Annotated in this window: 12 protein-coding genes; 9 read left to right on the top strand and 3 right to left on the bottom strand. The window is 36.3% G+C overall.

What is annotated here, in order from left to right; translation table 11 throughout:
• Nucleotides 1-257 precede the first annotated feature (257 nt).
• From FHL05_RS06445 to lpdD, 4 genes are all read left to right on the top strand, one after another.
• Nucleotides 258-1,655 carry a subtype B tannase gene (locus FHL05_RS06445; protein WP_238333994.1) on the top strand — a complete coding sequence of 466 codons (1,398 nt, stop codon included), beginning with the start codon at nucleotides 258-260 and terminating at the stop codon, nucleotides 1,653-1,655.
• A 106-nt stretch (nucleotides 1,656-1,761) separates the two neighbouring features.
• On the top strand, nucleotides 1,762-3,237 hold the full coding sequence (locus FHL05_RS06450) for a UbiD family decarboxylase (RefSeq protein ID WP_153385849.1): 1,476 nt from the start codon (nucleotides 1,762-1,764) through the stop codon (nucleotides 3,235-3,237).
• A gap of 12 nt (nucleotides 3,238-3,249) precedes the next feature.
• Nucleotides 3,250-3,822: a UbiX family flavin prenyltransferase gene (locus FHL05_RS06455; protein WP_153522306.1), complete on the top strand. Its 573-nt coding sequence runs from the start codon at nucleotides 3,250-3,252 to the stop codon at nucleotides 3,820-3,822.
• Nucleotides 3,823-4,230, top strand: a complete 408-nt coding sequence (gene lpdD / locus FHL05_RS06460) for a prenylated flavin chaperone LpdD (RefSeq protein ID WP_153385847.1) — start codon at nucleotides 3,823-3,825, stop codon at nucleotides 4,228-4,230.
• 57 nt (nucleotides 4,231-4,287) lie between these two features.
• On the opposite strand, the gene coaBC is transcribed toward lpdD, so the two are convergent.
• A complete protein-coding gene (coaBC, locus tag FHL05_RS06465) occupies nucleotides 4,288-5,478 on the bottom strand; it encodes a bifunctional phosphopantothenoylcysteine decarboxylase/phosphopantothenate--cysteine ligase CoaBC (RefSeq protein WP_153385846.1) in 1,191 nt (396 codons plus the stop codon).
• Nucleotides 5,479-5,557: 79 nt separating this feature from the next.
• Between coaBC and FHL05_RS06470 the strand changes: the two genes are divergently transcribed.
• Together FHL05_RS06470 and FHL05_RS06475 are read left to right on the top strand one after the other, a co-directional pair.
• The gene (locus tag FHL05_RS06470; RefSeq protein ID WP_153385845.1) at nucleotides 5,558-5,749 is read left to right on the top strand and encodes a hypothetical protein; all 192 of its coding nucleotides are present in this window, start codon (nucleotides 5,558-5,560) and stop codon (nucleotides 5,747-5,749) included.
• Nucleotides 5,750-5,836: 87 nt separating this feature from the next.
• Nucleotides 5,837-8,464, top strand: coding sequence for a glycoside hydrolase family 3 protein (locus FHL05_RS06475; RefSeq protein ID WP_153522308.1), 2,628 nt, complete (start codon nucleotides 5,837-5,839; stop codon nucleotides 8,462-8,464).
• Between the two features lie 122 nt (nucleotides 8,465-8,586).
• Here FHL05_RS06475 and FHL05_RS06480 read toward each other — a convergent pair whose 3' ends face one another.
• Complete coding sequence (locus FHL05_RS06480; RefSeq protein WP_153385843.1) at nucleotides 8,587-9,135, bottom strand: NADPH-dependent FMN reductase; 549 nt, start codon at nucleotides 9,133-9,135, stop codon at nucleotides 8,587-8,589.
• Nucleotides 9,136-9,597: 462 nt separating this feature from the next.
• On the opposite strand from FHL05_RS06480, the gene FHL05_RS12565 reads away from it, so the two are divergent.
• The gene (locus FHL05_RS12565; RefSeq protein ID WP_238706877.1) at nucleotides 9,598-10,269 is read left to right on the top strand and encodes a hypothetical protein; all 672 of its coding nucleotides are present in this window, start codon (nucleotides 9,598-9,600) and stop codon (nucleotides 10,267-10,269) included.
• Nucleotides 10,270-10,382: 113 nt separating this feature from the next.
• A complete protein-coding gene (locus tag FHL05_RS06490; RefSeq protein ID WP_153385842.1) occupies nucleotides 10,383-11,375 on the top strand; it encodes a zinc-binding alcohol dehydrogenase family protein in 993 nt (330 codons plus the stop codon).
• A gap of 98 nt (nucleotides 11,376-11,473) precedes the next feature.
• On the opposite strand, the gene FHL05_RS06495 is transcribed toward FHL05_RS06490, so the two are convergent.
• Nucleotides 11,474-12,319, bottom strand: a complete 846-nt coding sequence (locus tag FHL05_RS06495) for a LysR family transcriptional regulator (RefSeq protein WP_153385841.1) — start codon at nucleotides 12,317-12,319, stop codon at nucleotides 11,474-11,476.
• 126 nt (nucleotides 12,320-12,445) lie between these two features.
• Here FHL05_RS06495 and FHL05_RS06500 point away from each other — a divergent pair, with 126 nt between their 5' ends.
• Entirely contained in the window at nucleotides 12,446-13,228 is a 783-nt protein-coding gene (locus FHL05_RS06500) for a PTS sugar transporter subunit IIA (protein WP_153522310.1), read from the top strand.
• Nucleotides 13,229-13,305: the final 77 nt, after the last annotated feature.

The raw sequence follows: 13,305 nt of genomic DNA on the forward strand, positions 1-13,305 counted from the left end.
GTGAAATTATTCTTAGCAATTTATTGCTTAGAATAAGGCCGAGCTTTAAGACTTTGCCTGAACTTGGCAAAGGCTTAAAGTCGTGCCCACATCGTTCCAGCCAAATTTGCTTTGCTATGGAGGACGGCATATTACACTAACAAAATTGGGCCCGCACAGTTATTAATTGATTGTGAGGGTATTTTTGTGTTATTTGAAATGTTATGAATAATTCATTAAATCGTTTACAATAAATCTAGTTTTTGGAGGTAAACGAAATGTTAAAACTAAATGTTAATCAATATGATGATCAAACTTTACCGGGCGATGAGGGGATTTCCTATCGTGAATTTAGGGATGTGACTTATGTCGAAAAACCTGTCTCAGAGATTCAAAAATTGAATATCTTTGTTCCACTAGCTTATTATCATGATGGGATAGTTAATGGTTATAACAAAGATACAGCACCAATTTTTATGCCCAATACGGTTGGCGGCTATATGCCTGGACCACGTGATTTTCCTGGTAACAAGGCCTTTCCAAGTAATGCACAAACGATTGTTAAGGCGCTTGAACATGGCTATGTTGTAGTTTCTGCTGGTTTAAGAGGTCGGACTATTAAAGATGGTAACGGTAAATTTGTTGGCAAAGCCCCAGCATTTTTAGTCGATATGAAAGCTGCTATCAGGTACGTTCGTCATAATCGTCACTTGATTCCTGGAAACACTGACAGGATTATTACTAACGGTACTAGTGCTGGAGGTGCTACCTCTGCTGCTACAGGGACATCCGGCAATGCTTCATTTTTTGAAAAATATTTACAACAAATAGGTGCAGCTGATGAGTCAGATGCAATTTTTGCGGCTAGTTGCTATTGTCCCATTCACAATCTTGAAAATGCTGACAGTGCTTATGAATGGGAATTCAATGGAATCAATGATTGGACTAGAACCACGATGACAGGAGAAAAAGATTCATCAGGAATGCCAATTTTTAAAAATATCAGCGGTCAATTGACTAGTGAAGAACAAGCTAATTCAAAATTATTAAAGCAAAACTTTAGTTCGTATCTTAATAATTTGAATTTAACTGATGAAACTGGAAATAAATTGAGTTTAAATGATGATGGCAGTGGCTCATTTTTAAATTACGTTGAAAAATTCATTAAGGAGTCAGCTCAAAAAGCACTCGATAGTGGTAAAAAAGTAACTGCTGACCAGGGTATTAAAGTTGATTCTGATAACGTTGTTAAAGATATCGATTGGGAAAAATATTTAAATTTCATTACTCGTATGAAGAGCGTACCGGCTTTTGATGATTTGGATATGAAAAATCCTGAACCTAATTTGTTCGGTGATGGGAATGAAGACAGTAAACACTTCACAAATTTTTCTCAAGACAAGAGTCATGTCGTTTCCAATCTAGCCGACCAAACGATTATTAAGGGAATCAATCCATTGACTTATATCAATGATAAAACCTCACAAACTGCTAAGTATTGGCGGATTCGTCATGGTGGTAGCGATCGAGATACTTCGTTTGCTATTCCAGTAATTTTAACAACATTGTTAAGGAATGCTGGTTATCAAGTTGACTTCGCTATGCCTTGGGGTACTCCACACAGCGGCGATTATGATTTAAGAGATCTCTTCACTTGGATTGATAAGATTTGTTAAATCAGAAAACATTCCAATTAGGAATATCTATACCGATTTCTTGAATTGTTCCGAGTATTTGTTCCTTTTATAATAAGCATTGTTAAGAAAACGAGGAGGCATTTACATGTCAGATAAACCTTATGATTTAAGAAGAGTTATTGACGAATTAAAGAAACAACCAGGTCAATATCACGAAACAGACGTTGAAGTTGATCCTGATGCAGAACTTTCTGGAGTTTATCGCTATATCGGTGCTGGTGGTACCGTTAAGCGTCCTACTCAAGAGGGACCTGCTATGATGTTCAACAATGTGAAAGGATTCCCAGGTTCACGTGTCTTTATTGGTGCTATGGCCAGTCGCAAGCGTGATGGGTTAATTTTAAATCACGACTACAAAACTTTGGGACGCTTGCTCAAAGATTCTGTTGAACACCCAGTTGCTCCAGTAATGGTCGATTCAAGTGAAGCTCCTGCACAAGAAGTTGTTCACAAAGCAACTGATAAAGATTTTGATATTAGAAAAATTTTGCCAGCTCCAACAAATACTGAATACGATGCTGGTCCTTATATCACTATGGGACTTGTTTTGGGTTCAGATCCAGACAAGACTATGACTGATGTTACAATTCACCGTATGGTTCTTGAAGATAAAGATACTATCGGTATGTACATCATGCCTGGTGGCCGTCACATTGGACACTTCCAAAAGCAATTTGAAAAGTTGAACAAACCTATGCCTATCACAATTAACATTGGTTTGGATCCAGCTATTACCATTGGTGCTACTTTCGAGCCACCTACAACTCCACTTGGCTATGATGAATTGAACATTGCTGGTGCTTTGCGTAACCAAGCCGTTCAATTAGTTGATGCTAAGACAATTGATGAAAAGGCGATTGCTCGTTCTGAATTTGTCGTTGAAGCAGAAATCATGCCTAACCAAACAATGCAAGAAGATATCAACACTCATACTGGTAAGGCTATGCCTGAATTCCCTGGTTATAATGGGGATGCTAATCCAGCTGTTAATGTTGTTAAAGTTAAGGCTATCACGCACAGAAAAGATAACCCAATTATGCAAACAACTATTGGACCTAGTGAAGAACACGTTTCAATGGCTGGTATTCCAACAGAAGCAAGTATTCTTGAATTAGTTGATAAGGCTATTCCTGGAAAAGTTGTTAACGTTTATAATCCACCAGCAGGTGGCGGTAAGTTGATGACTATCATGCAAATTCACAAAGATAATGAAGCTGATGAAGGTATTCAAAGACAAGCTGCTATTTTAGCTTTGTCAGCCTTCAAGGAATTGAAGACAGTCTTCTTAGTAGATGAAGATGTCGATATCTTTGATATGAATGATGTCGTTTGGACGATGAATACACGTTTCCAAGGCGATAAAGACATTATGGTCTTGCCTGGAATGCGTAATCACCCACTTGATCCATCAGAAAGACCAGAATATGATCCTAAGTCAATCCGTGTCCGTGGCATGAGTTCTAAGACAATTATCGATGGAACAGTACCATTTGACATGAAGGACCAATTCGTTCGTGCTCAATTTAAAGAAGTTAAAGATTGGAAAAAATATTTAGACTAAGGAAGTGTTGAGATGTCATGCGTCAGAAAAATTGTTATCGGCGTAACTGGTGCCTCAGGGACAATTTATGCAATCGACTTGATGAAAAAATTAAAGTCAATTGAAAATGTAGAAACACATGTTGTTTTCAGTGCCTGGGCCAAGAAAAATTTGCAACTAGAAACTGATATGTCACTTTCAGAAATAAAAGATTTAGCAGATTATTTTTACAGTGACAGCGATTTAGGTGCAACTATCGCCAGTGGTTCGTTTTTGACAGATGGAATGGTAATCGTGCCTGCTAGTATGAAAACTGTTGCCAGTATTTCAGTCGGTATCGGTGACAATTTAATCTCGCGTGCGGCAGATGTAACACTGAAAGAACAGCGGAAATTGATTGTCGTACCACGAGAAACACCATTGAATACCATTCACCTGGAAAACATGACAAAACTGTCAAAAATGGGCGTTCAAATGATACCACCAATTCCTGCCTTCTATAATCATCCCCAAACTATTCAAGACCTAGTTGATCATCAAACGATGAAAGAATTGGATGCTTTGGGGATTGCTAACGAAATTGATCGGCGTTGGGAGGGAGTTTAAATGAAATTCTCAGTAACTCAAGAAAATTACACGATGGATGCTCAAGTTGAAGTTGTCGGAAAAGATTTGTTTATTGAAGTCACAGGTGGCGATACGCCTCATATTGGGACAGTTACTACTTTGACTAAAGAAACAGAAATGCAAACAATCCGATATCCTAGTCATGACGGGCGTTTGCATAAAGATGACGTGTTAGCAAGACGTATTGGTCAAGTGATTCAAAATGAGTTGCCTGGCAGCTGTACGATAACAGCTGGAGTCCACGTCAATCATATTTCCAAAAAGCAGATTATGGTTTCTGGTCAAATGTCGCAAAATCTTGGCGAACAAATCAAAACTTGGTTGCAAAAGACTGATTTTGATGCGCCAGAACCAATTTATTACAGTGATAATGAAAACCCACAGTAAACTGAATAGACAAAATAACCTATCAACTGATTTTTAGTTGATAGGTTATTTTTGTACTTATTTATTTAAGTAGAAATCCCAAAACTTTTTAGCAACATCTGTTTTTGACATCAAATCCCATTTGACTGGTTCATGTCCCTTTTCAAGCAAGGTTATTTGGTTAGTGTCGACACCAAAACCGGCGCCTTTTTGACTGACATTGTTGGCTAAAATGACATCAGCATTTTTACTAGCTAATTTCTTTTCAGCATTAGAGAGAAGATTTTGGGTCTCTGCGGCGAAGCCAACTACGAATTGATTAGTTTTAGTAGCAGCGATAGTTTTTAAAATATCAGGATTTTTAGTTAATTTAACGTTGAAAATATCTTCATCGTTATTTTTTTTGATTTTTTGATCACTGACATGGACTGGTTTGAAGTCTGCTACGGCGGCGGCCATGATTAAGACATCGGTATCTTGAAAAATTTCTTGCAACTGTTTCATCATCTCACTAGCGGTTTGAACTTTAATAATATTCATATTATTAAAGTTAATATCAACAGTGGTAATTAAAGTTACGTCAGCACCGAGGTCACGAGCCACTTTAGCCATGGCAAAGCCCATTTTTCCAGAGGAGCGGTTGCCAATATAACGAACGGGGTCGATAGCTTCTTTAGTCCCGCCAGCAGTGACAATTACTTTTTTGCCAGCTAACTTTTTTTCAATAAAATTACTTTTGATAGCCGCCATGATTTCCGATAATTCTGGCAGACGGCCTTTTCCAGTCATGCTTTCAGCTAAAAAGCCGGTGGCTGGTTCAACTATTTGGACGTTCATTTGTTTCAAAATTTTTAAATTATTTTGGACGGCCAGATTTTCGTACATATCAGTATTCATCGCAGGAAAGACTAATTTGGGAGCTTTAGTAGCTACCAAGCTAGTTGAAACAATGTCGTCAGCTAAACCGTTAGCCATTTTAGCGATGATATTGGCAGTTGCTGGAATGACAACGGCTAAATCAGTCCATAAAGCTAATTTGATATGAGGGATGAAGTCATCGATTTGAGTTTGAGCCTGAAAATTGTCAGTGATAACTGGTCTTTGACTTAAGGTCGCAAAGGTTAGGGGAGTGACGAATTTTTGAGCAGCCTCAGTCATGATGACTTGGACTTGAGCCTTATTTTTAATTAATTCTCGAACGACGTTTAAACTTTTATAGGCGGCAATTCCACCAGTTACGTAAACAGCAATGTGCTTATCATTGAGCATTTTTTCACCTCAAAAATTTTTTCTTACTATATTATACATGTTTTCAAATATGATATGATTTTGGTATTGGAGGATTATAATGAATATTTTTACAGCTGATATAATTTTACTGCTCTTATTGATTTCTATTTTTAATAATCCGTTACTAAATATCTTTCAAGCCTTAGGATGGAATTTGATTTTTAGTGAAGTCGTGATTGGAATAATTTTGATTATTCTACTCATTTTGATTCATAAATTTATTTTACGAAAATATATCTTTAAAAAATAAGTGATTGACCGGTGTGGTCATCACTTTTTTATGCGAAAAGTGTAAAATTAACTTGAGTCTAGTTTCCACCAAAGGAGATAATTTTAGATGGAAAATATTTCACAACGAGAAATTGAAAATCAGGAATTAGCTAAGGACGTTGCTAGTGAAGCAATCGTTCTCTTACAAAATAAAAATAACACTTTACCATTAAAAAATAAGACAGTTGCCTTGTACGGCCATGGAGCTTTTGCCACTGTAAAGGGCGGTACTGGTTCAGGGGATGTCAATCAACGCAGTGTCGTCAGCATTTTAGAGGGCCTTGAAAATGACCATTTCACAGTCACTTCAAAACCATGGCTAGCTAGGTTGCAACGATACTATCAAAAAGAAGAACAGGCTTATCAAGATAAATTAAAAGATGATCCGATGAGTTTATTAGCACCAGCTTTTAGTTTCAAAGATCCAGAAATAGGTGAATTCAACGATGCCACAACGGGGATTTATGTAATTTCACGGAGTTCTGGTGAAAATTATGACCGTCGCGATCACAAGGGCGATTTTAAATTGACCGACAATGAGTTGGCTAATATTCAAAGAATGAGCGAATATTACACTAACAGCATCGTATTGTTAAACGTTGGTGGCGTGATGGACACTAGTTTTATCGATGAATGTCCGTTGCTCGATAGCGTCGTTTTAGTCTCTCAATTAGGAATGGTCGGTGGCGATGCTATCGCTGAAATCTTAGACGGAACTAAAACTCCATCTGGTAAATTGAGCGATACTTGGGGCTTTTCATATTCCGATTACCCTAGTTCAAAGAACTTTGGCATGTCGAATCCTGAATATGTCGAAGGAATTTATGTGGGCTATCGCTATTTCGACAGTTTTGATATTAAGCCACGTTTTGAATTTGGCTATGGTTTGAGCTATACAAAATTCTTCATCGATACTCAAAGCGTGAAAGTTAATGAAGATGATCTACGATTAAAAGTTGATGTGGAAAATACGGGTGAAGATTTTGCTGGTCAAGAAACCGTTCAAATCTATGTTTCTAAGCCTCAAACCGATATTCCAACGCCTTACCAAGATTTAGTCGATTATCAAAAGACGACCGTTCTACGTCCTAAGGCTAAGCAAACTTTAGAATTTGAAATTCCAACGACTGATTTGAGCGTCTTCGATAACGATATCAGAGCTTATGTTCTATTGCCGGGAACTTATTTGATTAGAGTCGGAAACAGTTCGCGCAATACTTCAGTGGTAGCCAATTTCAAGCTAGATAAAAAAGTAGTTTTGAAGAAGGTCAATAAAGCACTGGAACCTCGAATCGACCCCACAGCTTTATCAAAAAATAAGGTGGAACTAAAACATGTCAGTGGTGTACCTCACTTTATTTTAAAAGCCGAAAATTTTGCAGAGCCTGAATTTGTCACTTATCAAGATAAATCAGCTGTAACAACTTTTGTTGAAAAACGAGAGGACTTGCCGGGGAAAGGCTACGAACAGATTATTGAACATGTTCGCAATGCCTCTGGCAAAACTCTCGCTGATGTTAACAATGGCGACGTTGGAATGGCTGAATTCATTGCCAGTCTCTCCGAAGAAGAATTAGTTGAAATCGTTGAAGGCACAATGTCTTCTGGAAACAATTCTGTCGTGGGCATTTCTTCAGATATCGTTCCTGGAGCAGCCGGACAAACAGGAACTTTAGTTGATAAAAAGATTCCTTCAATCGTTATGGCTGATGGACCAGCAGGTGTTCGAGTAAAGCCTGTCTTTAAGAGAAATGATCAAACTGTAACTCATTATGCGACTGCTTGGCCTATTGGAACTGCTCTAGCACAAACTTGGAACAAAGAGTTGATTGAAAAAGTTGGTTTTGCTATTGGAACTGAGATGAAGGAGTTTGGCATTGATTTGTGGTTGGCTCCAGGGATGAATATTCATCGTGATCCACTTGGGGGAAGAAATTTTGAGTACTTCTCTGAAGATCCATATTTATCCGGAACCATGGCTGCCTTTGAAACTAAGGGCGTTCAATCTCATCCTAAAATTGGTGTCACTTTGAAGCATTTTTTAGGCAACAATCAAGAAAGCCATCGTAACTATGGAAATAGCATCATCGGCGAACAAGCCTTGCGTGAAATCTATTTACGTAATTTTGAGATAGCAATTGAACAAGGTCAGCCAATGGCTGTGATGTCATCTTATAATCGAGTAAATGGCACCTTCTCAGGAGCTAATTTTGCGTCTCTAACAAGTATTTTGCGTGATGAATGGCATTTTAAGGGTATGGTCATGACTGACTGGTTCAGTTCAGCAGACCCTAAAGAGAGCATGCACGCTGGTAATGACCTGATTATGCCTGGGGATTCAAAATCCGACTTGCTCAGTGCCGTGAGTGATTTTGGCCCTGAATTTGACGAGTCCGGTAAAATTAAAATCAAGCAAGGTTACGATTTGTTGAAGAAGCAAGTCACCAAGACGGAGATGTGGAACGACTTTATTATTGATCCAGATGGTGACGTATTCGTTAAAGTCCGTGTCGATGACGATTCTGCTCTGAAAGAACGAGTTAAAAAATGGATTTATAACAGCGAGGCACAAATTGTTGATGGCAATCATATCTTATTAAGCGGTAAATGGAAAGATAACAATGATATGTATTTAGGTGATTTACAGAAGTCGGCAATAAATGTTTTGAGAACTGTTTTGAAATTGAAATTTTAATAGAAAATAAAAAGAGTCTGATATCGAATTGGTTAAATTCATATCAGACTCTTTTTGAACTGCGAGCAATAAAACAGTTATGTAGCAATTATTTTGAATCTTATTCAGGTACTGAATCTATTTTAATACTTATTTAATAGACCAACAAATGCATCAACGATACTTTGCAAGAAACCAATAGTTCCTTCAGCAACGTTGCCATCATCATCGAGAATCTTAGTAACGTTTCCGATGTATGCTTCTGGCTGTTGCAAAGTAGGCATATTTAAGAAGACTAATGATTGACGTAGGGCATGGTTAGCACCAAAACCACTGATAGCACCAGGAGATACGCTGACTACGGCAGCTGGCTTTTTATCCCAGATACTTTGACCATAAGGACGTGAGCCAACGTCAATAGCATTCTTTAAACCACCAGGAATTGAACGGTTGTATTCAGGTGTGACGAAGAGTACGCCGGAAACTTCCTTCATTTTGTTTCTGAATTCTGTGTATTCAGCAGGTACATTTTCAGGTGTATCGATATCTTCGTTGTAAAGTGGTAGATTACCAATTTCAACAAATTCTGGTTCGTAATCGCTAGGGAACAACTTTACAAGATTATTAGCAATTTGTCTTGAGAATGATCCCTTACGCAAACTACCAACTAAAACAGCAATTTTCTTTGACATATAAATTCCTCCAAATCCTTCGATAAATCTAAATTAGCATAAAAAAATTGTTTCAACAAATATTTGTTCTCGCTTACAAGAAAAAAAGATTTTAAAAGCTATTTTGAACTGATTTGAAGCCAATTTTAGAGATATGAAGAGTAAATTGAAACCGAATTCAAAAATGTCAATTAGAAAAGAGAGATTTATGATGATTTTATAATGTAAACGGTATAAATAAATATTAAAATAAATTTTCCTTTTTGAGTAATCGGTTACAATAATTTTGAAAAAAATATCACAAACTTTTATAAAGTGGTCAAAAATTTAAAATTTTAAAAATTAATTAAAATTATATGACACTCATTACAAATACATTACAAAAAGTTTAGCTGACCGAATTTTTTATTATGCCTGTAATATCTCTGACATATTTATCTTGTATAGTGTCCTCTGGTAAACAAAAAACCGGGGAGCGATTAGTTGTTAAAGCAAATTAAATTAGAAGCACTACTTTTCATTAGTTTGATTGTTACAGGGGGTATGGGTTATTCAGTAGCCTACGTTGCAGATTCATCAACGGATCAAACAAGTAATGTAACGGATTTTAGAAGAACATTGACTAATTTGGAAACAAAAGAAAAGGTCGATGAAGATGCTGATAAACTAAATAAGAAAATATCATTATCAGACAATAAAGAATTTATGCCTGGTATTCAAGACAGTGAAAAGGATCCAAATATGAGTGATGTGACATCGGACCAACCAAGTCAAGATGTTGACCATGCACCAGTCCAAACTTCACAACCAGAACAAATTGCAGAATCACAACAAGCAATTACGCAGTCAGCTGCGCAAGCACCAGTTCAAATGCAACCAACATCTAAAAACGTTGGAACATTTAAAATTAGTTTTTATGATCCAGCCGTTTTAGGGTCAGACATGGGTTATTCAGGCGTTGCAACGAATCTAAGTGTTATTCCACGTGGATCACGCCTTAAAATCACCACAGCTCAAGGGGATGTCTATTATCGAACAGTTAACGATACTGGAACATTTGCCTATGACAATCCACACCAAATCGATATGGCAATGCCAAATAGCATGATTCCTTCTTATGGAATTACTAGTGCCACTGTTGAGATTTTGGGATAAAAATAAATATGTAATTGGGAAAATATTCGGGTAGAGATTACTAACTCTACTCGGATTTTTTTATCTATTCTACTTTTGTTGTAAAATAATAATTATAAAAGAGGTTGGATAAGATGAAAGCATATGGAGTAACTAATAGTAATTTAGATAGCATGATTGAATTTGACAAACAAATGGAAACGCCGCAAGGTCGTGATATTTTGGTTAAAATCCTTGGTGTTTCTATCAATCCAGTTGATATAGCCACTCGTAAAAAGGTTCAGGAAACAAAAGAACCCAAGATTTTAGGCTATGATGGCTATGGAATCGTTGAAGCGCTTGGCCCAGAAGCAAGTAAATTTGACGTTGGGGAAAAAGTTTTCTTTGCTGGTGACTACACACGTGACGGTTCATACCAAGAATATGAAATAATTGATGAACGTATCGTCGCCCGCGCCCCTAAAGAAACTTCTGTTGAAAAAAGCGTAGCAATGCCACTAGTTACACTGACAGCTAGCGAGTTGTTGTATGAAAAATTACACATTAATCCAGCAATGGATAATCGTGATAAAACTATTTTAATTATCAATGGTGCTGGAGGCGTTGGCTCAATCGCCATTCAGTTGGCTCATTTGGCTGGATTAAAAGTTATTGCCACTGCTTCGACGGATGAAAAGGTTAAGTGGGTCAAAGATTTAGGAGCCGATTTAGTGGTCAACCATCATCAAGATTTAATTAAGCAAGTTCACGATTTAGGAATAGAAAATGTCGATTATATTATTGGATTGAGCGATAACGATCCACATTGGCAAGAAATCGTTGAATTGATCAAACCTTTAGGAATATTTGCGACAATCACCAATTTGCGTGAATCCCAAGTTGCAGATTTGAAACAAAAATCAGTTGATTTTGCTTGGGAATGGATGTTTACCAAAGCTAAGTTCAAATTAGCCGCTATGTCCACTCAAGGTGAATACTTGGAAAAATTAGCTGATGGGCTAGATAAGGGAACAATTGATTCGACCGTTACTAAAGTTTTCCATGGCTTCAATTTGGATAATTTGAAACGTGCTACGAAGTTAGTTGAAGCTGGTCATATGATGGGTAAGGTTGTTGTGAAAGCATAATATTATGATAAAAAAGGTTGTATCAACTGGAAATATCCAAGTTGGTACAACCTTTTTTATACACGTCTAAATTTGAGAATCTACTATATTAATAGTGTTTAATTTGTCAAAATATCAATAAATTTTTCAAAGGGTTTATTAACTATGTAATCGTCACGATAAATAAAATCTAACTGAATCGTAGAAAATTCTGCTGGCAAAGGAAAAGTATTGATTAATCCTTCAAAAACGTAAGGTTGAGCAGTTTTTTTTGGAACGATACTGGCTCCTAAACCTGAACAGACACTGGCTAAAATGGCATCTAGATAATTAAATTGAATCAATTGCGGAGCTTTCATTGATTTAGAAGCAAACCATTTGTCAGCAACTTCCCGATAAACGCAGCCGATGGGAAAAGTTAAGAAGGGCGTTGTTTTAAAATCAGGCATCTTATCAGAATTTGATATGAGACAAAGTTTTTCTTTTGAAAGTGGAATCGTAGTTAACTTGTCAGCTTGATTTATTTCACCAACGACGGCTCCATCTAATTCATGATTTAAAACTTGTTGAATATTTTTGATTCGATGATGAGCTTCAATTGCCAAATTAACTTTTGGAAAAGTTTGATGATATTTAGTTAAGATAGCAGGCAAGTAAGTCGTTGAAGCAGTTTGTAAGGTACCGATATGCAAATCTCCTTCAATATCTCTTGGACGACGCAACTGATTAACGGTGTCCTCTGTTAAATTCACGATTTGAATAGCTCGTTGATAAAATTGTTTACCATCTTCTGTTAAAATTACGCCTCGATTGGTTCGATAAAAAATAGTAGTTCCCAGTTTATTTTCTAATTGACGGAGTCGACTGGAAATGTTCGATTGAGCATAGCCTAATTGAGTGGCAGCTGCAGAGATGGTCCCGGTTCGAGCAATTGTAATAATCATTTTTAAAGTATCAATATTCATTTGCAACTCCTGATATATTATTTGTTAATATCTATCATTCAAATACTCGTATATTATTATATGACAAATGAATTTTATAATGTAATTTGCAATTGAATTATGAAATGAGCTGAAGGAGTGAACAAATTGCTTAATACCACGAGCAATAATTATGCTTTTTATTTGAAACTGGATAATGATGACAAATTGGGTATTCTCAGAAAAATCGCTTATCAGGTTGCATCCCTTGATAGTTTGAATAAATTAACTATATATAATGAAATTTTAGATAATGAGTTGCAAGGTAGCACGATTTTTTCCCATCGAGTCGCATTTTGTTTTGCTGTAAATGATGAAATCAAAATGCCACAAATATTTTTATTTTCGCTTGATAACGCTGTTGCGTGGGGGAATGATGAACAGATGGTGGATTATATAGTTATTGCAATATTGCCAAATGGTTTTTCCAATAATCAGTTTACGTTATTAAATAGCTTAGTTTCACAAGTAATCAGACAAAATGCCAGTCAGTTGAATAATGCTAAGAAAGATCAGAGGGCTTTGTCAAAGTTAAATGAATTCTTTGAATCGATAAATTTTCAAATCCAATCTTCTAAAAGGGGCGATATTCTTAATATCTTTCAAGAGTTAAGAAATATTTACATAACTTACGGAGATACGAATAGTTTATTGCGAGTAGAAGCATATATCTTGAATGGGAGTATTTTACAGGTAAGACAGATTAGACTTGAAAAAATTGATTTGGAAAATGAAATTTTGGAATTGCCAGTTGGAATGTCTAGTAATGATAAAATAATTTTTTTCAAACCCAATAAAAAACTAGCTCGCGGAAATATGGCAACTGATATAAAAACGCAAAGCCATTTGATTAAGAACTTGTTAGAACGTTTAATTTTACTTCAAAAATAGCTTCATAATAAAATAGGGATGGTAATCAAAAAAGATTATCATCCCTATTATTTTTATATATAATTATTTGTGTTTTT

This window comes from Companilactobacillus halodurans (genome assembly GCF_009600995.1).
Classification (GTDB): domain Bacteria; phylum Bacillota; class Bacilli; order Lactobacillales; family Lactobacillaceae; genus Companilactobacillus; species Companilactobacillus halodurans.

Coding starts and splice junctions, on each gene's coding strand:
- FHL05_RS06470 (WP_153385845.1), top strand. CDS start 5,558: ATGAATATTTTTACAGCTGATATAATTTTACTGCTCTTATTGATTTCT.
- coaBC (WP_153385846.1), bottom strand. CDS start 5,478: ATGCTCAATGATAAGCACATTGCTGTTTACGTAACTGGTGGAATTGCC.
- FHL05_RS06480 (WP_153385843.1), bottom strand. CDS start 9,135: ATGTCAAAGAAAATTGCTGTTTTAGTTGGTAGTTTGCGTAAGGGATCA.
- FHL05_RS06450 (WP_153385849.1), top strand. CDS start 1,762: ATGTCAGATAAACCTTATGATTTAAGAAGAGTTATTGACGAATTAAAG.
- lpdD (WP_153385847.1), top strand. CDS start 3,823: ATGAAATTCTCAGTAACTCAAGAAAATTACACGATGGATGCTCAAGTT.
- FHL05_RS06475 (WP_153522308.1), top strand. CDS start 5,837: ATGGAAAATATTTCACAACGAGAAATTGAAAATCAGGAATTAGCTAAG.
- FHL05_RS06490 (WP_153385842.1), top strand. CDS start 10,383: ATGAAAGCATATGGAGTAACTAATAGTAATTTAGATAGCATGATTGAA.
- FHL05_RS06455 (WP_153522306.1), top strand. CDS start 3,250: ATGTCATGCGTCAGAAAAATTGTTATCGGCGTAACTGGTGCCTCAGGG.
- FHL05_RS06495 (WP_153385841.1), bottom strand. CDS start 12,319: ATGAATATTGATACTTTAAAAATGATTATTACAATTGCTCGAACCGGG.
- FHL05_RS06445 (WP_238333994.1), top strand. CDS start 258: ATGTTAAAACTAAATGTTAATCAATATGATGATCAAACTTTACCGGGC.